This window comes from Actinoplanes sp. CA-030573 (assembly GCF_050951115.1).
GTDB lineage: Bacteria > Actinomycetota > Actinomycetes > Mycobacteriales > Micromonosporaceae > Actinoplanes.
In genome coordinates this window covers 2,590,756-2,614,614 of record NZ_CP192038.1, presented here as the reverse complement: position 1 = coordinate 2,614,614, position 23,859 = coordinate 2,590,756, and the positions used below count along the sequence as shown (strand labels likewise).

Sequence of the window (23,859 nt, the reverse complement as noted above, 5' to 3'; positions counted from 1 at the left end):
TAACCCGGCGGCGGCGCGGCTCGCGGGCTTACCGGAAGAGCCGCCCGGGCGATCCCGGGCGGCTCTTCGCACTCAGGCGGAACGCCGCGGTCAGGCGGGGGCGCCGTAGACGGCCACCTCCACGGTGTCGGCGAAGGAGCAGCCGCTGAACTGGCCGGGGCAGGTACCGCCCTCGTCGGCGACCTGCGTGCCGAGCATCGTGTACCGCACGAACCGGACGCCGGCGGCGCCGGCCGACAGGGTCACCCGGTTCATCCGGTCACGGTCGGCCGGCCCGAAGTGCCCGGTCGCCGCCACGGTCCAGGCGGCGCCGTCGGCGGACGTCTCCACCCGGTAGTCGCCGGTCGAGGCGGTCGGATCGTCTCCGCAGTTGCCGGTGGGGTTGATCTCGACCGAGCCGAGGTCGACCGCCGCCGGCAGCTGGATGGTGAGGAACCGGGGCTCGATCGCGGCCCCGGCTCCGGTCGGCACCGCGTCCGTGCTCCAGCCGTTGCCCTGGGACATGTCGATCGCCTGCCCCGGACCGCAGCCGAAGTCGGTGTTGTCCTCGCCGTTGGACGCGTCGATCCGGGCACCGCCCTGGGACGCGGCCCAGTCGCGGCGCACGCGCCAGTCGACCGTGCCCGGTCGTCTGGTCACGGTCACCGTCTCGACCTGCTTCTCGAAGCCGTTGCCACCGGCCGCGACCTTCCGATACGTACCGGCAAGGACGTTGTTGATCTTGTACTGCCCGTCGGCGCCGGTGACCGCGGCGTAGGAGCCGGCGAACCCGGACGCGTGCCCGCCGAAGGTGACCGCGACGCCGGCCGCCGGTCGTCCGCTGTCCGAGTCGACGACGGTTCCGGAGACCGAGCTCCGCGGTGCGTGCGGTCCCGGCGGCATCGAGAAGTCCTCGACCGGCGCCGTGTCCGAGCCGTCGGTCGCCGCCGCGAAGAAGCCCATCCCCCGGTGAGCGAAGACGGCCCAGATGTCGTGCTGGTGCCGGCCGCGGCTCACCACCCGGTCGGCCATCAGGATCGAGTTGCGCATGTCCAGGTAGGACGGATCGGCCGGGGACAGCTCCATGGCCCGGGTCACCAGCGACTCGGCGAGCCTGGCGCCGAGCTTGGTGCGCAGGTCCCACAGCGTCTCGGCCCAGATCTCACCGTCGGCGTGCACCTCCGGGCCGCGGCGGGAGATGTGGCCGAAGTCGCCGTACGTGTAGCCGCCCGGCCCCGCGGTCGCCGTGCCCGGGCACACCGTCGCCGAGGCGCCGACCGGGCAGTCGAGCGGCTGGGTGCGGATGGTGTTGGCGCCCGCCGTCGAGTACTCGAAGATCACCAGCTCGCCCGGTTTCGCGGTGTCCCGTTCCAGGCCTTCCTTCTGCAGATAGTCGTACGCGTACCAGTCGCTCCACGCCTCGCCCATGGCGCCCGACTGCGGGCCGTTGAGCGTGGACACCCCGGCCGCGTCGACGACGAGCCGGTTCGAGAGCCCGTGCGTGTACTCGTGGTAGACCGACGACGCCTCGTTGCCGACGTCGGAGGGCACGTACGGGTCGTCCGCGGCCGGCGTGTTCGCGGCCGGCTGCAGGTACATCTGCATCGTCGGCGAGGTGCCGTCGGGCGGGGTCGCCATGTTCGCGTTGTCGACGTGCGCGCCGTCCGGGAAGCCGTTGTCGGTGTTCGCCCCGTCGAGGTCGTTGACCTGCACCGGGTCGCCGTCGCGGGTCTCGAAGTTGCCGGCCGCCCGGGTGAACCCGATCGGCGCGGCCAGCAGGTGGTCGTGGAAGACCGAGGTGAAGTAGAGCAGCTGTGTGGCGTCCATGGCCCGGTTGGCCTGCCAGGAGTACGCGGTGAACGGGTCCCACGTGCACTGGTACTGCGCGCTGCACAGATCGCCGGGGAAGGTCTTGAGCGGGTACGTGAAGTGGCCCGGCGAGCTCTGGCCCACCTCCTCCCCGGCGTCCGCGACGTTGTTGTCGTTCAGGTCGGAGAAGACGTGCGCGGAGTTACCGGTGAGATTCTTCGCGTACGGGGTGACCCACCGGGACAGCGAGACCCGCCGCTGCTTCCCGCCCGCCGGGGCGCCCGGGTAGTTGTCCCAGACCAGCGCGTCCGGTCCGGACTCGTGGTCGGTCAGGCTCTGCCGGTAGAGGATGCGGCCGGTCCGCGCGTCGACGACGTGCAGGTAGCCTGACTGCATGGTGAGCGTCTGATAGCCCAGCCGCAGGCCGGACACGGTCGGGAAGGCGACCAGCGCGGCCTTGTCGGAGGCGGTCGTCCGGGTCTCCCGGGCGTCGCGGCGGGCGGCCGCGAGAGCCTGGGCGCCGGTCAGCTCGGCGCCGGCCAGACCGGCCGGGACCTGGCGCACCGGCGAGCCGGTCATCTGGATCAGCGCGCCGTTGCGGGCCACGTCGGCCCGGATCCCGTTGCCGAAGACCGGCACCGAGCCCACCCGCTGCAGGAAGCTCAGGTGGTGGGTGCCCACGACGTCCACATAGTCGCGGCGCAGCGTCAGCGTCGCCGGGTCGACGCCGAAGAGGTCGGCGTGCGCCGCGAGGTAGCTCCGGGCGACCTGGACGGCCGGCTTGCGCGACGGCCCGGTGAGGAAGCCGTCGAGCCGCGCCACCTGCCGGGGCGTGCCGGTCAGCGGGTCGAGGTCGACGATGCCCTGGTCGCCCAGCCGCGTGCGCATGTCGCGGACGGCCGGGGACGGCTTCGCCGCGAGCATCGCCGCCCTGGTCTCGAGCATGCCGGTGACGGCGGGGTCGTGCCGCGCGTCGTAGTCGGGGGGAGCGGCGGCCGGCGCTGCGGGTGCGCGCGTCGGTGCCGCCACGGCCGGGCCGGCGCCGATCGCCGCCGGCACGATGCCGACGGCCAGAGCCGCGCCGCCGGCGAGGATACGTCCGATAAACGTCTTCACCGGGCCAGCCTGGCCCACCCATCGAACGAGATCAACCTTTAGCGACCGTCGACAGTGACCGCCGTCAGGATCAGGCCCCGCGCCACCAGGAAACGGCCGCTGATCACCGCCAGGCGCGGGCCGCCGTCGGCGAGCAGGCGCGCCTCGAACGTACCGGCCGCGGGGTCGACGGTGAGGACCGCCTCGCTGAAGTCGAGCCAGCGCGCGGTGAGCGGGTACCAGGCCTTGTAGATCGACTCCTTGGCGCTGAACACCAGCCGGTCCCAGCAGACCGACGGGTCGTCGCTGCTCAGTGCCGCGACCATCCGCGGCTCCCCGGCAGTCATGATGTGCTCGGCCACCCCGGACGGCAACGGCTCGTCCGGCTCGGCGTCGATGCCCACCGCCGCCAGCTTCGTCGTGACGGCGGCGGCCCGGTAGCCCGGGCAGTGCGTGATCGCGCCGGCCACCCCCGCCGGCCACAGCGGCTCGCGTTGCGGTCCCGTCCCGATCGCGACCGGCGCGATGCCGAGCTTGCCCAGCGCCTCCCGCGCGCACCGGCGCCCGGTGACGAACTCCCGGCGGCGAGCCTCGACGGCGGTCGCTACCAGCCGCTCCTCGCCCGGGAAGACCGGCTCGCCGGGAACGTCGCCGAACGCCTCGGCCACCGCGACGTCGTTCGGCGGCAGCAGCTGGTCGATCACCCGGACTCCTCGAACTCTGGGGTTTCAGCCTGCCATGCGATGCCGCTGCGGTCAGGAAGTGACCGCAATGGCCGGCACGATGGCCTCATGACAGCGACGTGGAAGATCGAGCTCATCCCCGTGCCGGTCACCGACGTGGACCGGGCCAAGGCGTTCTACCAGCGGATCGGCTTCAACGCCGACGTCGACTCGACGATTCGCGCGGGCCTGCGGTTCGTGCAGCTGACGCCGCCCGGCTCGGCCTGCTCGATCGTGATCGGCGAGGGCATCACCGCCAAGACGCCGGGCACCCAGGAGATCCAGGTGGTGGTGCCCGACGCCCACGCGGCCCGCAAGCAGCTGGTCGAGGCCGGCGTCGAGGCGAGCGAGGTGGACACCCAGCCGTGGGGCGACTTCGTCCACTTCCGCGACCCGGACGGCAACAGCTGGGCGCTCCAGGCGGTCGAGGCACGCCCCAACGGCTAGGGTCTGTCCCTAGGCCGCCGGGTCGCGGTGGCGCAGGATGAGGACGCAGGCGGCCACGCAGACGGCGATCCAGCCGGCTTGCACGCCGGCGCCCGCTCTCAGGTCCCCAGCGCCGGCCGGGTCGAACAGGGCCACCCAGCTCTGCCAGTAATGGACCGGCAGGACGACGGCGACGGCATGCAGCGCGGACCGGCCGTCGAGGACACTGGCGACCACCACGAAGGCGATCGCCACGGCCAGGGCCTCGGCGCCGCGGGGCAGCAGCAGCCCGAGCGTGAACGCGATGGCGGCCATCGCCAGCAGGCACAGCAGCGCATAGCCGGTGGCGGCGAGGACGCGCCCGGCGGTGGCGGCCGCGGAGAGGTCGGCGGCGCCGATGATGTGGAACGGGTGCCAGCCGAAGAGCACCCAGCCGGTCGCCACCCCGGCGACCAGCACGCAGCCGAGCGCGGCCGCGGTGGCGATCGCGGCCGCGCCGAGCTTGGCCGCCAGCAGCCGGCCGCGGGTCACCGGCGCGACGTAGAGATAACGGAGGATCCCCCAGTCGCGGTCGGCCGAGGCGATGGCGGCGGCGAGCATCGCGACGACGATCGGCAGCAGCAGCGGACCGGTGAACTCGAGACCGGCCATGGCGTGGTTGAGCGCCGAATAGGGCGAGGCGCCGAAGAGCCCACCCTGGTCGCCGTTGCGGTGCCCGGCCGCGGGGGCGAGGGCGAGCCCGGTCGCGACCGGCACGGCCGCGAGGCCGAGCAGGGCGATGAGGGTGCGGAGTCGCATCAGCTGGGTGGTGAGCTCAACGCGCAGCACGTTCATCTCCTTCGATCAGGGCGAGGTACGCGTCCTCGAGCGCCCCCGCTCCGCCCAGCAGCTCCCGGAGGCCGCCCGCCGCGATCAGCCGGCCCCGGTTCAGCACCACCAGGTGACTGGCCAGCGCCTGCACCTCGGCCAGCTGATGGCTGGAGACCAGCACCGCGGCGCCGGCGGCGGCGCGGGCGGCGAGGTGCTGCCGGAGGGCGCGGACCTCGGCCGGGTCGAGCCCGGTCGCGGGCTCGTCGAGGACGAGGACATCGGGGTCGCGCATGACAGCCTGGGCGAGCACCAGGCGCTGCCGCATGCCCGTTGAGTAGCCCTTGACCTTGCGATCGACGGCGGGCCCGAGGCCGGCCAGGTCGAGCGCGTCGTCGAGTGCCGGTGGTGGCCAGTCCCGCCCGGTTGCGGCCCAGAGCAGGCGCAGGTTCGCCGCGCCGCTGAGATGCGGCACGAAGGCCGGCCCGTCGATCAGGACGCCGACCCGCCGCAGAACCGGCGACCCCAGCCCGACCGGCATGCCGGCGATGCGAACCGTGCCGGCATCGGGCCGCGAGAGCCCGACGAGCATGCGCATGGTCGAGGTCTTGCCGGCGCCGTTCGGGCCCAGGAGCGCGCAGATCTGGCCGGCCGCGACGGCGAAGCCGACCGCCCGGACCGCGTGCCGGCGACCGTAGCGCTTGGCCAGCCCGTCGGCCTCGATGACGGATATCTCGGGCATGCGGCATCACCTTTCCGCGCGGGGTGGAGAAGCGGGTTCGAGTTGGACCGCGCGGGCCGGGGGGAGGCCGGCGCGGGGTCAGACCGGTCGCGCGCTTCGCCGGGCGGACAGGGCGGCGAGGACGGCCATGGCGGTGGCCGCGGTCAGGGTGAGGGTCACCGCGATCCAGCTGGGCGGGAACGGGGTGGCCAGCAGCCCGTCGTCGCCGCGGAAGGCCGCCGGGTCGCCGGCCCGGATCTGGAGACCCCACGTCAGGGCGGCGATGGTGGTTGCGGCCATGCCCGCGGCCACCACGGTCAGGGCGGCCGGGCGGAAACGGGGCCGGGCCGCCTCCGGGAGTCGGCGCAGGACCTTCGCCGCCGCCCACGCGGTCGCGGCCACCACCGCGACTCCGGTCGCGGCCGTCAGCAGGAAGGCGGTCACGGTGGGCGCCGCGTGCGCGCCGTGGCCGTCGGCGACGGCCGCGGCGAGCCGCACCACGCCCCACCAGGCGACGGCGCCGACGACCGGCACCGCGACGTAGCGCCGGGCGGCGCGGTCGTGAACCAGCGCGGGCAGGCTGGGAGCCGCCGCGGCGACCAGCGCCAGGAGGGCCACCGCCGCGGCCAGGACGAGCGCGACGTAGGCGCCGCGGGCCGTGCCGGTGAAGTCCTCGGCCAGCTTGGCGAACCCGATGCCGCCGACGGTGAAGAGGCCGGCCGCCCGGACCGCGGCGGTCATCGGCGAGTTGCGGGTCATGAGCACACCTCCGTGGGCCCGGGCGGCGCCGCCGAGCGAGTCGAGGATCAGCCCGGGACGGCGGTGCACGCGCAGGTCACACAGCAGCTCTGCGTATTCGTCGCCGTACCGGCGGCGCCAACCGGCCGGATAGCAGGCCACGAGCGCGCGAACCAGCCGCGGATCGGCGGTCATGCCGGCTCCGGGTTCAGGCGCCGCAGGCTCAGGGCGGCCAGGCGGTGCATGCGCGTGGCCTGCGCGGACAGCTCGGCCGCGCCGGCCGGGGTCAGCCGGTACGGCCGGCGGCGCCCCTCGGCCGGCAGGCCCTCGATCAGGCCCTGTTCCTCGAGGCGCTGGAGGGCGGCGTAGAGCGTGCCCGGCCCGAGCGTCACGCCGGCCTGCTCGGCGACGTCGGCGGTGATGGCGTAACCGTGCTTCGCCCCCTCGGCGAGGCTGGTCAGGATCAGAAAGCCGGGATCCATCCGCTGCTCCGTTCTCCGCTATATCGCCCAACGTACTACGCGAGACGATATAGCGCTAGTCGGCGCGGGCGTCATGCGCCGGACCGCGGGATGACTTGCAGGCGCACCGAGTCGTCGTACGGCACGATCAGCGTGCGGCCCTGCGTCGTCCAGTGCTCCGGAACGAGGAACAGCCGCCCACCGGCTTGGACCAGCAGGCGCAAGCCGCGGTACCGGTAGCGGAACTTGTCGCCACGCTCGGCCGGCAGGGCGTTCTCCCGCACGTACGGCGGTAGGTCGATCAGCCTTTCGCCGGTGTCCAGGACGACTTCCGGGCGGTCGGGCAGCTGGAGGGCATCGTCATACGCGCGGCCCTCGCCCAGCCGCCACGCGAACGACGTGCCGGCCCAGAACATGCCGGTCAGCGCCAGTCCGGCGACCGCGGCGACGGCGATCAGTCGCAGCCGGCGGGCCTGGGCGTACCACGGGCCCAGCGGTCTGGTACGCGTCGCGATCCAGCAGCCGTACGCGATGAGCACCGGCCCGGCGGCCATGGCCAGCGCGGTGGTCCCGGGTGGCTCCTGGCGTGAGACGTGCGCGGCGGCGAGGCCGATCACGGCGCGTGCGGACAGCAGCACCCCGGCCAGCGCGAGCAGTCCCGTGACGATCCAGCCGCCGACGTTGCGGGCGACCAGATGGATGCCGGCGATGATCAGTACGGCGACCAGCAGCACCGCGACCGGGAGGTAGAGGACCTCGATGCCGTACAGAACGAGGTCCCGGCTGGACAGGTCGGTCAGATCGAGATAAACGCCGAAGTACGCGAACCGCGCGCGTGGCGATGTAACCGAAGTAGAGCAGCATGGCGGTGATCACCGTGGTCGGCGCGATGACCGCACCCCACTGGCTGAGCTTCGACGCCAGCCCGGTGGGTTCGGGGTTCGGTGCGTCCTGGGGCGGCTGTATCCGCGGCCGGCGTGGTCGCTGACGGGTGGTCGTCATCAGCAGAACGGGTTGTCGCCGGGCGGGTTCCGGATGCAGAGCTCGAACTCGTACGTCTGCGTCCAGGTGACCTCCACCGGCCGGGCGGTGGTCGGCTCCGGACTTCCGCTGTCCTGGCAGGGCAGGCCCACCGTGGACGTGCAGCGGGCACGCAACGCGATCGACATCGAGGATCGGAGCGTCTCGGGATCGCCCGTGCCGGTCGACAAGGTCCGCGGTTCGATGCCGGTCCAGCACCCGTCCCCGCCCGGCTTCAGGTCCGCGCCCGCCCGGCAGGCGAAGGTGGGCGTCCAATCGGGGCCCTGCGCCGACACTCCGGCACATCGATCGGGGTCGACGATCACGGCGGGATTGCCCGCGCTGAGCGCGGTGATCCGGACCGTGACCGGCGAATCCAGGTTGCGCACCAGGTAGCACATCGTCCGCGGGCTGGTGTCGTCGAGCGTCACCCCGCCGACCCGGATCGCCCGGACCGGGACGGGCGGTGCGCCGTCGCCGGCCGGGGGCGTGGTCGCCGTCGCCGGCGCAACCGTCGGCGGGCCTCCGGCCGGCCGGGCACCCGGCGTGCCGGCCTTACCGGCAGTCGCCGCTGTCGCTGATGCGCCGGCCGGCGCACTGCTCGCGGTTGCCGCCGAGGCGGGTGCCCGCGTAACGGTGGCCGAGACCGGCCCGGGCCGCGACGACTCGGCCGCGGCCGGGCCCTCGGTGGCCTCGAGCTGCTGGGCCGACGACCCGGCCGGGCCCTCGCCCCGGGCGACGCGGACGAGCCAGACCGTGCCGGCCGCGGCCAGCAGAACAAAGACGACGACAGGCACGAGAACCCGGGCATGCTTCACCTTGACCGGTACGGACCGGCGACGGGCTTCGACTCACGACTGTCCTTGATCCGTCAGTTCGCCGATGCGGCCGCCGCGGGAGGAGAAGCCGGCACGGCCGCCGCGGGAGGAGAAGCCGGCGCGGCGCGGCGGACCGAGAGGAAGGCGACCAGGGCGACGATGACGAGGGCCCACGCCGCGGTCACCGGGCCGGTCCCCCAGCCCAGGCCACCGCGCGCGACCGGCACGCCCATCCAGTCGGCGAACGACGCGCCGAGCGGGCGGGTGATCACGTAGGCGGTCCAGAAGGCGGCCACGGCGCCGAGCCGGCCGGTGCGGTAGGCCAGCGCCGGGACCGCGATCGCGGCGGCGAAGACGAAGCCGGAGAGCAGGTAGCCCCAGCCGAGGCCGGCGGCGGTCAGGTCGCCGGCCGCCGTGCCCAGCGCGAACGTCACCAGCACGGTCGCCCAGTAGAAGAGCTCGGGGCGCCCGCGGGTGACGGTGTGGATGGAGAGCGTGCGCTCGCTGACGTACCAGACGATCAGGACCACGGCGAGCGCGATCGCAAACGCGACGGTCGAGATCGCGTACGGGATGCCCAGCCCCACATGCAGCACGTCGGCCGCCATCGTGCCGAAGACGCTGACCATCACCACCGCGAACCAGTAGACGGCGGTCCGGAAGCGCCGGGCGCGCACCTGCACGGTCAGCGCCACGACCAGCGCACAGAAGGCGAGGCCGACGGCGACCGGCGGCGCCATGGCCCGGGCCAGGAAGTCGGAGGCGGTCTCGCCCATGCCGGTGGTGAGCACCTTGATCACCCAGAACAGGGCGGTGACCGGCGGCACCTTGACCGCGAGCGTTGCCGGGCCGAGGGGGCGGCGCGTTGTTTCGTAGATCGTCACGCCGGGGAGGGTTTCGGGTCGCTCCTGAAAACGCGCTGAAGCCGTCACCCGGCCGTGCCGGCCAGGCCGCACTCGTAGCCGAGGATCACCGCCTGGACGCGGTCGCGCAGCTCGAGTTTGGCGAAGATGCGGCCCAGGTGGGTCTTGACCGTGCTCTCGGAGAGGGAGAGCGCGACGGCGATCTCCGGGTTGGACAGGCCGCGGGTGATCAGGGTCAGCACCTCGCGCTCGCGGCCGGTCAGGGCGGCCAGCCGCTCGTCGGCCGTCGGCGGGGCGGGCGACCGGCCCAGGTAGTGGGCGAAGAGGCGGCGGGTCACGCTCGGGGCGGCCACCGCCTCGCCCGCCACCACGACCCGCACGGCCGAGACCAGGTCGGCGGCGAGGGCGTCCTTGAGCAGGAAGCCGCTGGCGCCGGCGCGCAGGCCGGCCAGCACGTACTCGTCCAGGTCGAACGTGGTCAGGATGATGACCTTGGCCGGGTGCGGTCCTCCGCGGATGCGGCGGGTGGCCTCGATGCCGTCGAGGCCGGGCATCCGCACGTCCATCAGCACCACGTCGGGGCGGGTACGTGCGACCACGTCGAGGGCCTGGGAGCCGTCGGCCGCCTCGCCCACCACCTCGATGTCGGTGGTCTCGTCGAGCACGAGCCGGAAGCCGGTGCGGACCAGGGTCTGGTCGTCGACCAGCACGACCCGCACGGTCACGGCCGCGCCGCCATCAGCGCCGACCGCGGCAGGGTCGCGGCCAGGCGATATCCGCAGCCGTCCGGCCCGCGGCCGGTGGACAGCTGACCCCCGAGCATGGCGACCCGTTCGGCGATGCCGCGCAGGCCGTTGCCACGCCCGTCGGCGCCGTCGGCGAGACCGGCGCCGTCGTCGACGACCTCCACCCGTACGGCATCGGGCCGGAAGTCGAGCAGAACCCGCGCGCCGGCGCCCGCACCCGCGTGTTTGAGGGTGTTGGTCAGCGCCTCCTGGACGATGCGGTAGGCCGAGAGATCGACCGCGGCCGGCGGCGCGTCGGGCACCCCCTCGATGACCAGCTCGACCCGCATGCCGGCCGCACGCAGCTGGTCGACCAGCGCAGGCACCTCCCCGATGCCGGGCAACGGGGCGAGCCTTGTCTCGCCGGCCGGATCCGTGCGCCCGGCGTCGAGCAGCCGGCGCATCTCGGCCAGCGACGACCGGCCGACGTCGATCACGTGTTGCAGCGCGTCGGCGGTGCGGTCGGGATGCCGCTCGAGCGCCGCGGCCGCGCCCTGGGCCTGCACCACCATCACCGACATGCCGTGGGCGACCACGTCGTGCAGCTCGCGGGTGATGCGAGCCCGCTCGGCGGCCACCGCCAGCGCCGCCCGCTGCCGCTCCTCGCGGGCCAGGTCGGCGGCGCGCTGCTCGATCGCCGCGAGGTGGGCGCGGCGGCTGCGCATGCTGTCGCCGACCGCGAACGCCGCCACCGACAGCAGCCAGACCTCCAGCACCTGCTGGCTGGTGTCGATCAGCACGTCGCTCATGACGCCGACCGAGAACACCTTCTTCGGCGCCGTCGCGATCTTGACCTGGGTGGCCACCGCCCCGACCTGCTGCTGCTGCTTGTCGAGCATCGCCTGCTTCTGCTCGTCCATCAGGCCGATCCGGCCGACCAGCATCGCGAACCAGGTCAGCACCATGACCAGCACCAGCACGCCGAAGGCCAGCCGGCGCCGCCGCGCGGTCGCCGCCACGGTGTAGAGCACCAGCGGCAGCGCCAGGTCGAGCAGCTGGAACTTCGTCTGCAGGACCAGGTGCCCGAAGGTGCCGGCCGAGACCAGCACGAGCGCGGTGACCGGGTGGTGCTGCCGGATCAGCAGCCCGGCCAGGACCAGGGCGGCGAACAGCCACCAGCCGGAGTCCGCCGGGGCGAGCGGATCCCCGGCCTTCCCTCCCTCCGCCGAGCTCACCATGCGCGTCACCACGCCCGGCGCCAGCGTCAGCACCAGCAGCACCAGCGCCAGCGCGGCGTCGGTGAGCAGGCGGCGCGGCTCGAACCGGGACATGCGCCCATCGTAGGAAGCGCGGGCCGCGACCGCGTCAGACTCAGGTACTACATCGCCGGTGCCACCGCCCGCCGAAGTCCCGACCGTGGGCTGACGAGCACGGCGGCCACGACGGCGACGGTATTGGCATGACCAAGAAATCGTCCACAGTGCTCATCATCGCGGTCCTCGCGGCCGCCCTGGCCGGATGCAGCGGCGGCGGAGGCGGCGGCGACCCCGCGGCGTCAGCGAGTGCCGGCGCCAACCGGCAGCAGCTTCTCGCCCTCGGCCAGCAGTGGGTGCAGTGCGTGCGCGACCACGGCCTGCCCCGGATGCCGGACGCCCAGCTCAGCCAGGACGGCTACCTCGAGATCGCCCCCACCAGAGGCTACGACTGGAAGAACGACCTCGCGAAGCACCGATCGATCATCGAGGCCTGTCAGTCGATCGAGGACTCGTACCCGCCGAACGCGTTCCGGCCCAAGGAGCAGTACTCGGCCGAGGATCTGCGCAAGCTCGCCGCGTACGCCAAATGCGCCCGGGCCCACGGCATCCCCGACTGGCCCGACCCCGACACGTCCGGCGCGTTCGACGTCACCGGCACCTCGATGGAGCACGGCGTGTCCGGCCGGCTCCGCGACCAGATCGACGAGGCGTGCAAGAGCATCTGGAGCGGCAACATCAAGCTGAGCGGCGGCTCCGGGGGCAAGAAGTGAACCGGCGACGCGGCGCGGTGACCGTGGTGGCGATCGCGGTGGCCGCGCCGCTCGCCGCCGGGGTCGCCTGGGCCGCGCGCTCCGAGCCCAAGGCGGCCGCGACGCCCAGCGCCGAGGTCGCCACCGGCACCGCCACCGTGGAACGCGGCACGCTCACCCAGACCACCCAGCTCAGCGGCACCCTCCAGTACACCGGCTCGTACTCGGCCGACTATCAGGGCCAGCCGGGCATGCTCACGGCGGCGCCGGCTACCGGCGCCACGATCGGCCGCGGCGGCGTCCTCTTCCGGGTCTCCGACGCGCCGGTCCGCCTCCTGCTGGGCGGCATCCCGGCCTACCGCGACTTCTCGTACGGGATGACCGACGGCCCCGACGTGCGCCAGCTCGAGTCCAATCTCGCCGCGATGGGCTACGACCCGCATCACGCGATGACCGTGGACCGGCATTTCAGCGCCGCCACCGCCGCCGCCATCCGGCGCTGGGAGGCGTCCTGGGGGCGGCGCTCCTACCAGCGCACCGGCCGGCTGACCCAGGCCCAGATCGTCTTCCTGCCCGCGCCGCTGCGGGTCACCGCGCAGCCGGCCCGGACCGGCACCGTGGTCGCGCCCGGCCAGACCGTGCTCACCGGAACGTCGGCCGAGCGCGCGGTCGTCTGCCAGGTCGACACCGCCCAGGCCGGCACCCTGCACGCCGGCGACCGGGTCGAGGTGACGTTGCCGGACGCCGACCCGATCCCGGGCCGGATCACCTCGATCGGCCGGGTGGCGACGGCGGCGAGCGACGGCGGCAACGGACCGGACCAGGGGCCCGACCCGAACGCGGCGACGGTCCCGGTCACCATCGCGGTCCGCCTGCCCCGCGGCTTCACCCTCGACCAGGCGCCGGCCACCGTCGACGTCACCGTCGGCACCCGCCCGAACGTGCTGCTGGTCCCGGTCGCGGCCTTGCTCGCCCGGCCCGGCGGCGGCTATCAGGTGCGGCTGGCCGGCGGCGGGTTCGCCCCGGTCGAGCTCGGCCGCTTCGACGACACCAGCGGCCGGGTCGAGATCGTCGGCGGCCTCACCGAGGGCCAGTCGGTGGAGGTGCCGGCCGAATGAGCGCGGTCCTGGAACTGATCGACGTCCGCAAGGTCTACCCCGGCACCCCGCCGGTCGAGTCCCTGCGCGGCATCACCTTCACCGTGCGCGAGGGCGAGCTGGTGGCCGTGGTCGGGCCGTCCGGCTCGGGCAAGACCACGCTGCTCAACCTGGCGGCCGGGCTGGACCGCCCGTCGGCGGGCTCGGTGCGCATCACCGGCCACGCCGTGGAGAGGCTGCGCGACCGGCAGCTGTCCGGCGTCCGGGCGCACCGGCTCGGCGTCGTGTTCCAGCAGTTCATGCTGCTCGACCGGCTGAGCGCGACGGAGAACGTGGCGACCGGCCTGCTCTACCGCGGCGTGCCGGGCGCCGAGCGCCGCCGGGCCGCCCGCGAGGCGCTGGACCGGGTCGGGCTCGCCCACCGCGCGGACTTCCCGGCCGCGCATCTCTCCGGCGGCGAGCGGCAGCGGGTCGCGATCGCCCGCGCCCTGGTCGGCCGGCCCGCCGTGGTGCTGGCCGACGAGCCCACCGGCAACCTCGACTCGGTCTCCGGCGAGGGCGTCGTCGCGCTGCTGCACGAGCTCAACGCGGACGGCGTCACGATCGTCGTGATCACCCACGACGAGCGGATCGCGGGCGCGATGCGGCGCCGGGTCGAGATCCGCGACGGCCTGGTCGTCGGGGAGGAGCGATGAGGTCCCGGCTGCGCGTCGCCGACCTGCTGCCGGTCAGCACGGTCGGGCTGCGGTCGCGGCCGGGGCGGGCGGCGCTGTCCGTGCTCGGCGTGGCGATCGGGATCGCGGCCATGGTCGCGGTGCTCGGCGTGACCCGGTCCAGCCAGGCCGACGTGCTGGCCCGGATCGACCGGGTCGGCACCAACCTGCTGACCGTGGCCAACGGCAAGACGCTGCGGGGAGCCGAGGCGGAGTTGCCGGTGACGGCCGGGCCGGCGGTCGCGCGTACCGACGGAGTGCTCTCGGCCGCCGCCACCGCGACCCTCCCGCTGCAGGTCTATCGCAGTGACCGGATCCCGGTCGGGCGCACCGGCGGGCTCTCCGTGCGGGTGACCGACCCGGACCTGCTCACCACCCTCGACGCCACGCTGGTGCACGGCCGGTTCCTGGACGCGGCGCTGATCCGCTACCCGGCGGTCGTGCTCGGCCACTACGCCGCCTCGGTGCTGGGCATCGGCGACGTCGCCGGGCGGCCCCGGATCTACCTGGGCGATCGCTGGTACACGGTGGTCGGGGTGATGGCGCCGGTGGACCTGGCGCCCGAGCTGGACACCGCGGCCTTCATCGGCGCGCCGGTCGCGGCGGCGGACTTCGGCTATCAGGGCCATCCCACCCGGATCTTCGTACGCGCGGAGACCGACCGCACGACCGAGGTGGCCGCCATGCTCGGCCGCGCGGCCGCACCCGAGCATCCGGAGGAGGTCGCCGTGAGCCGGCCGTCGGAGGCGCTCACCGCCCGCCTCGCGGTCACCGGCGGCACCACCGTCCTGCTGCTCGGTCTCGGCGGCGTCGCCCTGCTGGTCGGCGGCATCGGCATCGCGAAAGTGCTGGTCATCTCCGTGCTCGAGCGGCGCGGCGAGATCGGCCTGCGGCGCGCGCTGGGCGCCACCCGCGGTCACGTCGGCGCGCAGTTCCTGGTCGAGTCGCTGCTGCTCGGGGCGGGCGGCGGCCTGGCCGGGGTGGTCCTGGGCACGCTGGTCACCTTCGCGATGGCCACGGCGCGGGGCTGGCAGACCCTGATTCCCGCGTACGCCGTGGGCGCCGGCCTGGCCGCGGCCGCGCTGATCGGCGGGCTGGCCGGCCTGTACCCGGCCCTGCGCGCGGCCCGCCTCTCCCCCACCGAGGCGCTGCGCACGCTGTGACTCCGCGGTGCCGTCAGCCGGTCACGGGGCGGCTGACGGCACCGTGGTCGCGTCCGCGCGCCGGGCCGGTGTCAGCCAGCCCTTGCGGTAGCGGCGACGATGAGCGCGGCGACGGCGCCGGGATCGTCGGCCATCGGGACGTGTCCGCACCCGGGCAGTTGGCCGACGCGGGTTCCCGGCGGCAGTTCGCCCAGGTGGCGGGACTGGTGGGGAAGCAGGAGGCGGTCACGCGACCCGAACGCGACGGTGACCGGGGCGTCGATGGGTGGCCCGCCGCGGTAGCAGCGCGGCTCGGTGGCCTTCATGGTGGCGTGGAAGGCGGAGGCGCCGGCCATCGCCCGGACGGCGGCACGGGCGTAGGCGGCGGTCATCCGGGAGGGCCGCCCGTGGGTCTGGCCCAGGATCGCGATCCGCCCGGCGCGGTACCGGACGAGGCGGCACGCCGGCCCGGTGAAGTGCTGGGCGAGCCATCGGGTGGTGCGCAGGCTGATCCGGTTGTACAGCGGGGTCCGGCCGTGCCACAGGCCGGCCGGGGAGAGCAGGGTCAGCGACCGCAGCGGCCGGGCGGCGGCGAGCTCGAGGGCGACCCAGCCGCCGAGCGAGTTGCCGGCCACGTGCGGTGCCGCCACGCCCTGGGAGTCGAGGAACGCGGCCACGGCGGCCGCGATGGCGGCCGGCCGTGGTTCGACGCCGGCGGGCAGCGGCGGGGATTCGCCGTGGCCCGGCAGGTCGACGGCGATGACGTCGAATCGCTCGGCGAGCCGGTCGAGGACGGGGTCCCAGGCCTGGCGAGCCGATCCGATGCCGTGCAGCAGGATGAGCGGCGCTCCGGCGCCGCGGCGGGTGAAGGCGAGTGCCATGCCCGGAGGACGACCCGGCCGGCCGCATTGTGACGCGGGTCCGCCCCGCCGCCTCCTCGGATCACGTCACCGCCCCCTCACTGGTGTAGAAGTACGGGTCGAGCACGCTTACCCGGGTGATCGCGTCCACCGGTAGCCCGTTGCGCTCGGCCACCTCCCGGATGGCCTCGGGCGACGGCCCGTCGTAGACGCAGAACGTCCTCGCGCGATCGTCGGAGACGTACGAGTGCAGCCAGGTCACGCCCTGATCGGCGTTGGTGGCGACCACGCCGGCGACGGTTTCCGCGCCGGCGTGGTCGAGGGGAATGTGGAGCCCGTCGACGAACGTGCGTTCCACGAGGTATCGAGGCATCGGTTCGGTCCTCCGTTTCGACGCCGGTGGATCCGGCATGTGCCGAACGGTAGGTAGCGCCGCCCGGGCCGGACATCGGCAGCAATGCCCATGTTGCGGCGGCTACCGCTCGGCGCCGCGGAGAAGTCCGCGCCGGTCCGCCTCGAAGACGGCCTGCCCGCGGCTGGCGACGCCGAGCTTGCGGAGGATCGCCGAGACGTGATGGTGCACGGTCTTCTCCGACAGGTAGAGCCGGGCAGCGATCTCGGCATTGGAGGCGCCCTGCTGGATGTGCGCCAGAACCTCCGCCTCGCGGCGGGTCAGCCGGGCCGGGTGGCGCCCGGTCTCCGCGCGCGGTCCGCGGGGCAGGTCGCGCGCGCCGCGTTCGCGGAGGCGACGGGCCACGATGCCGGCCGCCGGGCGTGCGCCGAGCCGCTGGAACTCCGCCAGTGCGTGGCGGAGGCTCACGTCGTCGTCCGAGGCGGCGAGCGCGAGGGCGGCGTCGTACGGGCACCCGATCCCGGTCCATTTCGCCGCCGCGGCCTTTGCGTCGCCGGCGAGCTGCGCCGAGTACGGCTCGGCCACTCCGGGCACCGTCTCGTGGATCCCGGCCAGGCGCCGCAACCAGGCGAGCTCGCCGGTCACCCAGGACGCGCGCCGGTCCAGCGCGGTGGCCAGGACCTCCCGGGTGATGCCGTCGACCGCCGCGCCGCGGCCGCCGAGCCACGCTGCTTCCGCCCTGGCCGCGGCCACCGGCGCGCGATACTGGAGCTCCTCCCGCCCGGCAAGCAGCGCGAGGGCCTCGTCGAGCGGATCCTGCTGCTGGGGGTCGCCCCGGCGGGCCCGGACGAGCCCGAGAACGGTCAGCGCGAGCAGCCGCAGCAGCGGCACGGACCGGGCGGACCGGAGCACGAACGCGGCATCCGCGGCGGCCCGGTCCCAGCGGCCGAGATCGAGGTGCATCCGGGCCCGGTACGCGATCACGTACAGCTTCCACACCTCGAGCCCGAGCTCCTCGCACACCGTGACGCCGCGGTCGAGCCAGGGCTCCAGCCGGTACGAGCGGGTCCTGGTCATCGCCCAGCCGAAGTGGAGGAACGCCCGTCCCACCGACTCGTCCAGCCCGGCCGATTCCGCCAGCGCGAGGCTGCGCTCCAGTTTCTCCCGGCCCTCCGGCATGCCCGCGAGCAGCTCCATCGTGCCGAGATTGTTGAGGCAGTACGTGCGCACCGCCGTGTCGCCGTACGCCTCGGCGAGCGCGACCGCCCGCCTCCCCCAGACGACCGTCTCGTCGAGCCGCTCGTCGTTCATGCTCAGGCTGGACAGCACGCCGTACGCGAGCGCCAGCTCCCGGCCCGGTGGCCGTTCCTCCAGCACGCGCACCGCCTCGCGTCCGGCCTTCGCCGCGTCGGCACTGCGCCCGGCGCACCACAACCGGCGGGCCAGTTCGGACAGTGCCGCGCCCTGCCGCACCGGGTTCCCGGCCCGCCGCCACTGCAGTATTGCCTGCTCCGCAGCGTCGATCGAGGCGTCCATGTCATCGGTCAGGTAGCACTCGTACGAGCGTCCGTCGAGGAGCGCGGCGCGCTCGTCCGCCGGCAGCGCGGCGCCGAACCGCAAGGCACGCGCGTACTGTGCCGCCGACTCCCGATGTGCCCTGATCGAGGCGGCGTACCGGGCCGCCGCGGGTGCGAACCGCAGGACGCCCTCGGTGTCACCGGCCGCCTCGGCGTGGTAAGCCAGCCTCATCGGATCGGGCGGGCCGGACGGCGGCGCCGCGAGCGCCTGGAAAGCGCGGCGATGCAGGTCGATCCGCCGGTACGGGGACAGCGACTCCTCGACCGCTATCCGCGCGAGATCATGCCGGAACCGCACGCCGGCGGGTACGACCTCGAGGATGCCGGCACCGAGGCATTCGTCAAGAGCGCCGGCCGCGTCGCTGACCAGCGCGGCGAGCAGCCATAGTTCGGCCTGCGGGACGGCGATCGAAACCGCCTCGGCGACCGCCGTCGCGGCGCCGCACAGGCGCGCCGCACGGGCCAGGACCGCATCCCGCACGGTCGGCGGGATGCCGGCGCCCGGTGTCCCGATGACTTCCGTGACATAGAACGGGTTCCCCCCGGTGGCGCGGTACAACGCCGCCGCGTCGAGGCCGTGCGGTGCGGCCAGCGTGGCCACCGCCGCCGCCGACAACGGCGCCGCGGTGAGCCGGCGCACCGAGGCGGTGTCGCGCAGTTCACCGAGCAGCCTGCGCAGCGGGTGGCCCCGGTCGAGCTCGTCGTCGCGGTAGGTGGCGATCACCAGTGCCGGAATCGTCTCGATCCGGCGGCCGAGCAGGCTCAGCACGTCGAGGGTGGCTTCGTCCGCCCAATGCAGATCTTCCAGGACGACGACCGTCCCGCGGACCGCCTGCGCGACCCGGCTCACCGAGGCGGCGACCTGGTAGGGCTTCGCGCCGGCCGCCATCAGAGCGCTCAGTTCGCCGCCGGTCTCCTGGGCGATGTCGAGGAACGGGCCGAGCAGACGCGGGGCGAACAGGGGGTCGCAGGCGCCCCACAGCACCCGCTCGATCGGCCGGCCCGCCGCACAGAAGCGGCGCAGCACGGTGGTCTTTCCACCGCCGGCCTCGCCCGCGAGCAGCACCAGAACGCCCCGGTGCCCGGCCACCGTGGCGGCCACCGCCTCGCGCAACGCCGACAGTTGGTGTGAGCGTTCGAGCAGTTCACCCACCGTCTCACCTTGGCACGACACCCGGGCCCGGTCCATGTCCGGTAGCCGACCCTCGGCGCCGGGCCGGCCAACATGGGAAATCCTTCCGATGTGGCGCTTCCCCGGCCGTTCGTACCGTTCGGCGCATGTCGCTTACCAAGGAATCGCTGCGGACCGGCTCGGTACCCGCAGCACATATCGAACGAGTGGTGACGATCGTGGTCAATCCCGACCGCGACGGGCGCTTCCTGGACGCGTACACCACCGCGAGCGCCGATCACGGCGTGGTTACCCGCACCGCCGAGGACGACGGCAGCCAGCGCTGGTTGCTCACCGACCAGGGCGGCGGCGCGTACACCATCATGCAACTGAGCACCGGCCGCTATCTGGACGCGCACGAGATCGAGAGCCGGAACTTCCGGGCCGTCACCCGGCCGTGGCAGGGGAACCCCACCCAGCTGTGGCAGCTGACGCCCCTGCCCGGCGACCTGGCACTGGTCCAGCAGGTCAGCACCGGCCGGGCGTTGCAGGCGTCGTTCGCACCGTCCGAGGACTTCCGCGTGACCACCAGGCATCCGGAGGAGCGGTTCGAGCAGCAGTGGCGCCTCGCCACCCGGTTCGCCATGGCGGTGACGGATCGCTCGGGAGAGTTCGGCGCCCCGCACGGATCCGGTGCGCCCGCCGTGTGCGTCAACCCGGCAGCCGGCGTCGATGACATCATCTACCGCGACGGTTCGGGCCATCTGCACGAGCTGTGGCGGGACGCGCGCGGCGCCACCGGCACGGCCGACCTGACCCGGAATGCCCGCGACCACGGCTTCGACCCGCCGGCGGCGACCGGCAACCCGTGCGCCTTCGTCGACCGGAACAACCAGATCGTGGTCGCGTTCCGCGGCGACGACGGGGGCGTGCACTCCCTGTACTCGTTCGGCGACGGGGTCGGCCACGACCCGCTCAGCGGCGTGGCCGGCGCCCCGCACGCCGCGGATGATCCGAGCGGTTACTACGACGCGGCGCGCGACACCTTCCACGTGGTCTACCGCGGCGTCGACAACAACCTGCACGACCTGTACGCGGTCGGCACGGCGACGATCGGGTACGACGGCCCGCTGACCGGACCGGATGTGCGGCCGGCGGGCAGGCCGGTCGGGCTGGCCGACGTGGCCTTCAACTATGCGATCTATCGGGGCGTCGACGGGCAGATCCTCAGCCGGTACCGGGGCCCGCAGGACGGCGTCGACCATCTGTCCGGCGTGGCCGGCACACCGCGGGCGGCCGGCGACCCGGCCGCGATCTACATCCCGCGCGACGACTACAAGCAGATCGTCTACCGGGCCGGCGACGGGCACCTGTACGAGCTCTTCGCCGCCGACGGCGACACGATCCAGGGCCGCGACGTCACCGGGCCGCCGTCCGCGCCGGACGCGACCGGCACCCCCGCCGTCTACTACCACGCCGCGACCAACACCGTCCGGGCCGTCTACCGCGCCGGCGACGCGACGCTGCACGAGATCGGGTGGACGCCCGGTGGCGTGGACACGCCCTGGCACGTCGATCTCAGCGGCCTGGCTCGGCACGTGCCCGGCTGCGCGGACGCTCCGGCCGCCTTCGCCGTCGACGAATCCGGCTCGCAGCACGTGGCGTACCGGACGAGCGACGGCCACCTCTACGAACTGCGCCGCTGGTGACGTCAGGCGAGGGGCACGTCGAGCCAGGATCCGCTGCCGAAGGTGATCGCGGAGTTGCCCGCGTTGGCGTCGAGATACAGCGGGTCCTTGGTGTCGGCGACCAGGGCGAGGCGGTGGCCGGCCGGAACGTCGTAGGCGGTCACCTGCAGCGGCAGGTCGACCGTGGTGGGCGAGCTCGGCCAGGTGACGGGGGCGTGCGAGAACAGCTTGCCGACGCCCGAGGCGTCCAGGTCGTACAGATAGGCGATGACGGTGCCGGCCGGGCTCGACGAGGTCACCGGCGCGTGCAGGTGCGGCACGCCGCGTACCCGCCAGCCGCCGGCCGGCGCGGCGCCGGAGACCCACACCCCGGCGTCGCGGCGGGAGACCGCCGGCAGCCACACCATCGGCGGGATGCCGGTCAGGCCCTCGAGCCCGTTGCTCACCAGGGCGATCCCGCCGTCGGCGACGGTGTCGGCACCGGCGCGGACGGGCCACGTCCACGTGGTTGCCGGTGATGCCGCGCCCAATGCGCCGGTGGGGAGCAGGCCGCTCGGCGCGCCGAGCGTGGCGCGGCGGGTGTGCCCGGTCACGTGCGCCCAATCGCGGTAGTACTCGACCGCCGGGGAGTTGTGCGGCCGCAGCACGACGCCCGGTTCCTCCCCGATGCCGGTGTCGATGCCGGCCAGGTACTGGTCGAACCAGCGCCGCAGGCTGGTCCACACATGGTTCGGGATGCCCGCGAGGCCGGGAAGCTCCACCGTGGCGTGGTCGCCGGGCGCCAGTTCGAGGCGTTTGGGGGTATCCAGCGCGGTGTAGAAGTCGAGCATCTGATTGGCCGGGAAGACGCTGTCGCCGAAGTTGTGCGCGATGAGCACCGCCGGGTGGTTGCGGTTGATCGCGTCGATCGCGTAGCGCGGGGACCGGGCCCGCGCCCACTGCTCGCGGGCCTCGGCGTTGCGGTCGGCCCAGTAGTCGTCCAGGATCCGGGTCATCTCCGGCGACGGGCGCCCGAGGAGTCGTGCCGTGGTCTGCAGGAACCACGGCCCCTGGGACCGGCGGGTGTTGCCGCCGGCCATCGACGCGGCCATGTCCGACCACCCGCTCAGCGAGCCCACCGCGCGGATGCGCGGGTCGTGCGCGGCGGCGAGCAGGCTGATCCCGCCGCCGTACGACAGCCCGGCGAAGCCGATCCGCTGCGGGTCGACCCGGGTGTGCGCGATGAGCCAGTCGACCGCGCGGGAGGCGTCCGCGACGTCCGCGGGTCCGGCGACGTCGATCGTGCCGCCGGAGAACCAGAACCCGCGGGCCGTGTACGACAGGACGACGTACCCGGCTTCGGCGAACCGCTTCGCTTGGGCCAGGTACTCGAGGTCGTTGAGCGCCCAGCTGGCCGCGAGGACGATGCCGGGATGCGTGCCGGGAGCGGCGGGCTCGATCACGTTGGCCTTGAGCGTCACCCCGTCGGCTGCGGTGATGTCGTTCCAGTGGAAGCCGGTGGTCCGCTCGGCGGCCCGCACCGAAGCGGGGGCGACCAGCGCCAACGATGTCAGGAGCAGTGACAGTACAACCGCGAGACGACGCATCGACGATTCCCGTTCCCTCAAGTTACCGGAGAGTAACAGGTTGGGAAAGCAATCGACACATGGCTATACGTGCGCCCGGAGTGTGCAAATGGTGCACAACCGCCGGGCGCCGGCTATCGGCTCGGGAGCGAGCGCGGTAACCCGAACCAGGGCAGCACGCCGGGCTCGAAGCGGGTGATGCCGCGGATCCGGCCGGCGGCAAGGGTGAGCACGTAGAAGCCGGCCGCGTGGCGGGTTCCGGCGGGCAGGCGCAGGTATGCCCCGAACGCGGGCTGGCCGTTGGCTCGCGTCGGCACCAGGTCGAACCTGCGGCCCGCGCCGAACTGGCGGGCGAAGTAACGGGCCACGAGCTCTCGGCCCTCGTATCCGAAGGGCTCCGGCGGCATTGCGACGAAGACGTCGCCGGTCAGCAACGCCACCAGCGCGTCGAGGTCGGCCGACTGCCACGCCCGGGCGAACTTGGCCACGATCGCGTCCTCGGCGGGCGAGCCGGCGGCCGGCGGCGGTGGGTGGCCGGCGGCCGACTGGCGGCGGCGCTGCAGGCCGGCGCGGGCTCGCTTGAGGGCGCTGTTGACCGATTCGACGGTCACCTCGAGCATGCCGGCCACCTCGCCGGCGTGGAATCCGAGGACGTCGCGCAGGATGAGGACGGCGAGCTGGCGCGGCGGTAGCAGCTGCAGGGCGGTCACGAAGGCCAGCGAGATGGCTTCGGTCTGCTCGTAGCGGGCCTCCGGCCCGGCCGGCCGGTCGGCGGAGCCCGCCAGGAACGCGTCCGGGAACGGCTGCAGCCACACCGGCTCGTCGCGCGGCGTCGGCAGGGGCGCTTCGAACTGCGACATGTCCCACTGCCGGACCGGGCGGCGGCTCGCCGCCCGGCGCGCGTTGAGGCACCGGCTGGTGGCGATCTTGTACAGCCGCGTGCGCAGCGAGGCCCGTTCCTCGGTGTACCCGCCGAGGCCCTGCCACGCGGCCAACATCGTCTCCTGGACGGCGTCCTCGGCGTCGGCGAAGGATCCGAGCATCCGGTAGCAGTGCACCTGCAGCTCACGCCGGTAGGACTCGGCCAGCGCCCGGAACGCCTCGCCATCACCGGCCCGCGCCCGCGTCAGAAGATCGGCTTTCACCATCCTGCGCTCCTTCCGCACGACGTCGTACTCGCACCCGGTATATACACCGCGCATCACGCGAACTGGGCGGCTCGCGTGCGCCCAGTTTCCCGGTGCCGCGGTGTATGCACCACCGACCCGCAAGCCACCGAAGGGAGAGCGGATTCATGATGAGCATCGCCGCCCGGCCGCGGCCGGGCCTGCTCCGGCTCGTCCGGGCCATGGCGCCGAAAAAGGCCGCCCACGTCGAGCGGGCCGTACTCGGCGGCCCGCCGGCGCCCCGGCCGGCGCGGGAGATCGCACTGCGGTGCCGGCGGCACGAGGACGACCGGCTTACCGGAATTCGCCGCATATAGCGGTCGACATCAATGTGGAATGGGTACGCCCGTCGATTCCGATCAAGCCGAACGGCGGATCAGAATGAGCGGGCGAAGTTGA

24 protein-coding genes are annotated in these 23,859 nt (G+C 73.8%); 8 read left to right on the top strand and 16 right to left on the bottom strand.

The features are described from left to right. Nucleotides 1-90: 90 nt before the first annotated feature. Both ACQP2F_RS12190 and ACQP2F_RS12185 read right to left on the bottom strand, forming a co-directional pair. Complete coding sequence (locus tag ACQP2F_RS12190; RefSeq protein ID WP_433303508.1) at nucleotides 91-2,904, bottom strand: M36 family metallopeptidase; 2,814 nt, start codon at nucleotides 2,902-2,904, stop codon at nucleotides 91-93. A 38-nt stretch (nucleotides 2,905-2,942) separates the two neighbouring features. Continuing rightward, nucleotides 2,943-3,587 carry a 4'-phosphopantetheinyl transferase family protein gene (locus tag ACQP2F_RS12185; protein ID WP_433303506.1) on the bottom strand — a complete coding sequence of 215 codons (645 nt, stop codon included), beginning with the start codon at nucleotides 3,585-3,587 and terminating at the stop codon, nucleotides 2,943-2,945. 87 nt (nucleotides 3,588-3,674) lie between these two features. On the opposite strand from ACQP2F_RS12185, the gene ACQP2F_RS12180 reads away from it, so the two are divergent. Next, the gene (locus tag ACQP2F_RS12180) at nucleotides 3,675-4,052 is read left to right on the top strand and encodes a VOC family protein (RefSeq protein WP_433303504.1); all 378 of its coding nucleotides are present in this window, start codon (nucleotides 3,675-3,677) and stop codon (nucleotides 4,050-4,052) included. A gap of 9 nt (nucleotides 4,053-4,061) precedes the next feature. On the opposite strand, the gene ACQP2F_RS12175 is transcribed toward ACQP2F_RS12180, so the two are convergent. From ACQP2F_RS12175 to ACQP2F_RS12155, 5 genes are all read right to left on the bottom strand, one after another. Further along, a complete protein-coding gene (locus ACQP2F_RS12175; protein ID WP_433303502.1) occupies nucleotides 4,062-4,859 on the bottom strand; it encodes an ABC transporter permease in 798 nt (265 codons plus the stop codon). Next, entirely contained in the window at nucleotides 4,846-5,580 is a 735-nt protein-coding gene (locus tag ACQP2F_RS12170) for an ABC transporter ATP-binding protein (RefSeq protein ID WP_433303500.1), read from the bottom strand. The genes ACQP2F_RS12175 and ACQP2F_RS12170 overlap by 14 nt, the downstream gene beginning before the upstream one ends. A gap of 78 nt (nucleotides 5,581-5,658) precedes the next feature. Continuing rightward, a complete protein-coding gene (locus tag ACQP2F_RS12165; protein ID WP_433303498.1) occupies nucleotides 5,659-6,492 on the bottom strand; it encodes a hypothetical protein in 834 nt (277 codons plus the stop codon). Continuing rightward, nucleotides 6,489-6,779 (bottom strand): PadR family transcriptional regulator, encoded by a 291-nt coding sequence (locus tag ACQP2F_RS12160; RefSeq protein ID WP_433303496.1) that lies wholly within the window; start codon nucleotides 6,777-6,779, stop codon nucleotides 6,489-6,491. The genes ACQP2F_RS12165 and ACQP2F_RS12160 overlap by 4 nt, the downstream gene beginning before the upstream one ends. A 71-nt stretch (nucleotides 6,780-6,850) precedes the next feature. Beyond that, complete coding sequence (locus tag ACQP2F_RS12155) at nucleotides 6,851-7,492, bottom strand: hypothetical protein (protein ID WP_433303494.1); 642 nt, start codon at nucleotides 7,490-7,492, stop codon at nucleotides 6,851-6,853. A 128-nt stretch (nucleotides 7,493-7,620) separates the two neighbouring features. Between ACQP2F_RS12155 and ACQP2F_RS12150 the strand changes: the two genes are divergently transcribed. Further along, the gene (locus tag ACQP2F_RS12150) at nucleotides 7,621-7,746 is read left to right on the top strand and encodes a hypothetical protein (RefSeq protein ID WP_433303492.1); all 126 of its coding nucleotides are present in this window, start codon (nucleotides 7,621-7,623) and stop codon (nucleotides 7,744-7,746) included. A gap of 13 nt (nucleotides 7,747-7,759) precedes the next feature. On the opposite strand, the gene ACQP2F_RS12145 is transcribed toward ACQP2F_RS12150, so the two are convergent. From ACQP2F_RS12145 to ACQP2F_RS12130, 4 genes are all read right to left on the bottom strand, one after another. After that, on the bottom strand, nucleotides 7,760-8,575 hold the full coding sequence (locus tag ACQP2F_RS12145) for a hypothetical protein (protein WP_433303490.1): 816 nt from the start codon (nucleotides 8,573-8,575) through the stop codon (nucleotides 7,760-7,762). A 74-nt stretch (nucleotides 8,576-8,649) separates the two neighbouring features. Further along, nucleotides 8,650-9,480 carry a COG4705 family protein gene (locus ACQP2F_RS12140; RefSeq protein WP_433303488.1) on the bottom strand — a complete coding sequence of 277 codons (831 nt, stop codon included), beginning with the start codon at nucleotides 9,478-9,480 and terminating at the stop codon, nucleotides 8,650-8,652. Between the two features lie 44 nt (nucleotides 9,481-9,524). After that, nucleotides 9,525-10,184, bottom strand: coding sequence for a response regulator transcription factor (locus ACQP2F_RS12135; RefSeq protein ID WP_433303486.1), 660 nt, complete (start codon nucleotides 10,182-10,184; stop codon nucleotides 9,525-9,527). Then, the gene (locus tag ACQP2F_RS12130; RefSeq protein ID WP_433303484.1) at nucleotides 10,181-11,515 is read right to left on the bottom strand and encodes a sensor histidine kinase; all 1,335 of its coding nucleotides are present in this window, start codon (nucleotides 11,513-11,515) and stop codon (nucleotides 10,181-10,183) included. Before ACQP2F_RS12130 ends, ACQP2F_RS12135 begins: the two co-directional genes overlap by 4 nt. Before the next feature lie 128 nt (nucleotides 11,516-11,643). Here ACQP2F_RS12130 and ACQP2F_RS12125 point away from each other — a divergent pair, with 128 nt between their 5' ends. The 4 genes from ACQP2F_RS12125 to ACQP2F_RS12110 are packed head-to-tail and all read left to right on the top strand — an operon-like array spanning nucleotide 11,644 to nucleotide 15,162. Then, nucleotides 11,644-12,210, top strand: a complete 567-nt coding sequence (locus tag ACQP2F_RS12125; RefSeq protein ID WP_433303483.1) for a hypothetical protein — start codon at nucleotides 11,644-11,646, stop codon at nucleotides 12,208-12,210. Further along, entirely contained in the window at nucleotides 12,207-13,307 is a 1,101-nt protein-coding gene (locus ACQP2F_RS12120; protein WP_433303482.1) for an HlyD family efflux transporter periplasmic adaptor subunit, read from the top strand. The genes ACQP2F_RS12125 and ACQP2F_RS12120 overlap by 4 nt, the downstream gene beginning before the upstream one ends. Further along, on the top strand, nucleotides 13,304-13,981 hold the full coding sequence (locus tag ACQP2F_RS12115; RefSeq protein WP_433303480.1) for an ABC transporter ATP-binding protein: 678 nt from the start codon (nucleotides 13,304-13,306) through the stop codon (nucleotides 13,979-13,981). The genes ACQP2F_RS12120 and ACQP2F_RS12115 overlap by 4 nt, the downstream gene beginning before the upstream one ends. Beyond that, a complete protein-coding gene (locus ACQP2F_RS12110; RefSeq protein WP_433303478.1) occupies nucleotides 13,978-15,162 on the top strand; it encodes an ABC transporter permease in 1,185 nt (394 codons plus the stop codon). The genes ACQP2F_RS12115 and ACQP2F_RS12110 overlap by 4 nt, the downstream gene beginning before the upstream one ends. 71 nt (nucleotides 15,163-15,233) lie before the next feature. Here the strand turns inward: ACQP2F_RS12110 and ACQP2F_RS12105 are convergent, their stop codons facing one another. The 3 genes from ACQP2F_RS12105 to ACQP2F_RS12095 all read right to left on the bottom strand — a co-directional run bounded on the left by ACQP2F_RS12105 (nucleotide 15,234) and on the right by ACQP2F_RS12095 (nucleotide 19,083). After that, nucleotides 15,234-16,022 carry an alpha/beta fold hydrolase gene (locus tag ACQP2F_RS12105; protein WP_433303476.1) on the bottom strand — a complete coding sequence of 263 codons (789 nt, stop codon included), beginning with the start codon at nucleotides 16,020-16,022 and terminating at the stop codon, nucleotides 15,234-15,236. Between the two features lie 61 nt (nucleotides 16,023-16,083). Then, nucleotides 16,084-16,374: a DUF4242 domain-containing protein gene (locus tag ACQP2F_RS12100; RefSeq protein ID WP_433303474.1), complete on the bottom strand. Its 291-nt coding sequence runs from the start codon at nucleotides 16,372-16,374 to the stop codon at nucleotides 16,084-16,086. Between the two features lie 102 nt (nucleotides 16,375-16,476). Beyond that, the gene (locus ACQP2F_RS12095; RefSeq protein WP_433303472.1) at nucleotides 16,477-19,083 is read right to left on the bottom strand and encodes an ATP-binding protein; all 2,607 of its coding nucleotides are present in this window, start codon (nucleotides 19,081-19,083) and stop codon (nucleotides 16,477-16,479) included. A gap of 125 nt (nucleotides 19,084-19,208) precedes the next feature. On the opposite strand from ACQP2F_RS12095, the gene ACQP2F_RS12090 reads away from it, so the two are divergent. After that, nucleotides 19,209-20,750, top strand: coding sequence for an RICIN domain-containing protein (locus tag ACQP2F_RS12090; RefSeq protein WP_433303470.1), 1,542 nt, complete (start codon nucleotides 19,209-19,211; stop codon nucleotides 20,748-20,750). A gap of 2 nt (nucleotides 20,751-20,752) precedes the next feature. On the opposite strand, the gene ACQP2F_RS12085 is transcribed toward ACQP2F_RS12090, so the two are convergent. Both ACQP2F_RS12085 and ACQP2F_RS12080 read right to left on the bottom strand, forming a co-directional pair. Next, on the bottom strand, nucleotides 20,753-22,273 hold the full coding sequence (locus ACQP2F_RS12085; RefSeq protein ID WP_433303468.1) for a S15 peptidase family protein: 1,521 nt from the start codon (nucleotides 22,271-22,273) through the stop codon (nucleotides 20,753-20,755). A gap of 155 nt (nucleotides 22,274-22,428) precedes the next feature. Next, the gene (locus ACQP2F_RS12080) at nucleotides 22,429-23,442 is read right to left on the bottom strand and encodes an RNA polymerase subunit sigma-70 (RefSeq protein WP_433303466.1); all 1,014 of its coding nucleotides are present in this window, start codon (nucleotides 23,440-23,442) and stop codon (nucleotides 22,429-22,431) included. Between the two features lie 146 nt (nucleotides 23,443-23,588). On the opposite strand from ACQP2F_RS12080, the gene ACQP2F_RS12075 reads away from it, so the two are divergent. Continuing rightward, nucleotides 23,589-23,777: a hypothetical protein gene (locus ACQP2F_RS12075; RefSeq protein ID WP_433303464.1), complete on the top strand. Its 189-nt coding sequence runs from the start codon at nucleotides 23,589-23,591 to the stop codon at nucleotides 23,775-23,777. Nucleotides 23,778-23,859 lie beyond the last annotated feature (82 nt).

What these genes read in the sequence shown, in the direction of transcription:
- ACQP2F_RS12180 (WP_433303504.1), top strand. Translation starts at nt 3,675, where the DNA reads ATGACAGCGACGTGGAAGATCGAGCTCATCCCCGTGCCGGTCACCGAC.
- ACQP2F_RS12170 (WP_433303500.1), bottom strand. Translation starts at nt 5,580, where the DNA reads ATGCCCGAGATATCCGTCATCGAGGCCGACGGGCTGGCCAAGCGCTAC.
- ACQP2F_RS12165 (WP_433303498.1), bottom strand. Translation starts at nt 6,492, where the DNA reads ATGACCGCCGATCCGCGGCTGGTTCGCGCGCTCGTGGCCTGCTATCCG.
- ACQP2F_RS12160 (WP_433303496.1), bottom strand. Translation starts at nt 6,779, where the DNA reads ATGGATCCCGGCTTTCTGATCCTGACCAGCCTCGCCGAGGGGGCGAAG.
- ACQP2F_RS12150 (WP_433303492.1), top strand. Translation starts at nt 7,621, where the DNA reads ATGGCGGTGATCACCGTGGTCGGCGCGATGACCGCACCCCACTGGCTG.
- ACQP2F_RS12130 (WP_433303484.1), bottom strand. Translation starts at nt 11,515, where the DNA reads ATGTCCCGGTTCGAGCCGCGCCGCCTGCTCACCGACGCCGCGCTGGCG.
- ACQP2F_RS12125 (WP_433303483.1), top strand. Translation starts at nt 11,644, where the DNA reads ATGACCAAGAAATCGTCCACAGTGCTCATCATCGCGGTCCTCGCGGCC.
- ACQP2F_RS12115 (WP_433303480.1), top strand. Translation starts at nt 13,304, where the DNA reads ATGAGCGCGGTCCTGGAACTGATCGACGTCCGCAAGGTCTACCCCGGC.
- ACQP2F_RS12110 (WP_433303478.1), top strand. Translation starts at nt 13,978, where the DNA reads ATGAGGTCCCGGCTGCGCGTCGCCGACCTGCTGCCGGTCAGCACGGTC.
- ACQP2F_RS12105 (WP_433303476.1), bottom strand. Translation starts at nt 16,022, where the DNA reads ATGGCACTCGCCTTCACCCGCCGCGGCGCCGGAGCGCCGCTCATCCTG.
- ACQP2F_RS12100 (WP_433303474.1), bottom strand. Translation starts at nt 16,374, where the DNA reads ATGCCTCGATACCTCGTGGAACGCACGTTCGTCGACGGGCTCCACATT.
- ACQP2F_RS12090 (WP_433303470.1), top strand. Translation starts at nt 19,209, where the DNA reads ATGTCGCTTACCAAGGAATCGCTGCGGACCGGCTCGGTACCCGCAGCA.
- ACQP2F_RS12080 (WP_433303466.1), bottom strand. Translation starts at nt 23,442, where the DNA reads ATGGTGAAAGCCGATCTTCTGACGCGGGCGCGGGCCGGTGATGGCGAG.
- ACQP2F_RS12075 (WP_433303464.1), top strand. Translation starts at nt 23,589, where the DNA reads ATGATGAGCATCGCCGCCCGGCCGCGGCCGGGCCTGCTCCGGCTCGTC.